1 protein-coding gene is annotated in these 1228 nt (G+C 54.9%); it reads left to right on the top strand.

Annotation, left to right across the window (positions count from 1 at the left end):
* On the top strand, nt 1–753 hold a 753-nt coding region (locus tag AC1DWI_RS23730), incomplete at its 5' end, for a phosphatase PAP2 family protein (protein ID WP_477725985.1).
* Nucleotides 754–1228 lie beyond the last annotated feature (475 nt).

Here is a 1228-nt window from a genome sequence, read left to right as displayed (position 1 = left end):
GACAAGACACCGAAGCTCCACGCCATGCAAAATTCTTCCCAAAAACGGTTTGCGGCGATCACGGTTGCCTCGGCCGTCATTTTTCTGGCGTGGGACGCATCGGGGCTCGATCTGCCGATGGCGCACTGGTTCGGCGGCCTTGCCGGTTTTCCTTTGCAAGATAACTGGTTCCTCACCGTTATCTTGCACGACGGCGCTCGACGGGTGGCCTGGTGCCTCGCTTTACTGCTGTGCCTGGGGGTGTGGTTTCCACTTGGTGGCCTCAAGCGGCTTGAATTCACTAAGCGCCTGCAGTTCGCCTCCACGACTTTGCTGGCAGTTATGACGGTCAGCTCGTTGAAGTTGATGAGCACCACCAGCTGCCCTTACGCCTTATCCGATTTCGGCGGCGTGGCGCATTACGCCTCACATTGGGCCCACCTTTTTCAGCACGACGGTGGTAGTGGAGGGTGCTTCCCCGCAGGGCATGCGTCATCCGGGTTTGCCTTCTTAGGTGGTTACTTCGTTTTTAGCGGCAGCGACAAAATTGCTGCGAAAAAATGGCTTGTCGGTGCGATCACCGCCGGCGTGGTTCTAGGATTCGCGCAGCAGCTGCGCGGCGCKCATTTCATGAGCCATACCTTATGGACTGCATGGATCTGCTGGTGCACTGCCTGGGGCGTCGACAATTTCACGTGCAGGCTCAATTTCATAGGCTTGACAGCTGACCTCGGAGTGACCGGCACCCAAGAATCCATCAAAGGGCGAGCCTAGTCGCAGGCGCCGCTTTTTATTATTTAACATAATATACATCGTGGAATTTCAGAGTGGTTTTGGATGTCTGCGGTGGGCCTAAAGCAGACTCTACTCGTGCTTCTTTCGGATAGCGTCAAGTTTTGCTTTTGCCGCCCGCATTTCATCAGGCGACCGATCGCGCAAAAGCCAACGTGCGCCCAACCCGATTAATGCGACTAGTATCAGCAACAGTAACCAATGCATAGAAGATATTGTGAATGTGGTCGGCGCGGAGCTTCGACTAAAGCCGTCCTAGATCTACTGAGCGGCGGTCCACCGACTGGTTGCTCGGTCAAAATCAATTAGATAGCGCCCAGTGGAAACGTCAGCATGACGAGCCAGGAAAATCCCGCTACCGCATGGTGCGAAGCCTATAAATCCACACCACGCGAAGTAACGCCACCCAATCATTTTCTCGGTAGGCTCATCTCGTTTGACTCCACCCATTTCGGCC

This window comes from Polaromonas sp. P3_C2, assembly GCF_056402675.1.
This window is presented reverse-complemented; position numbering and strand designations above follow the sequence as displayed.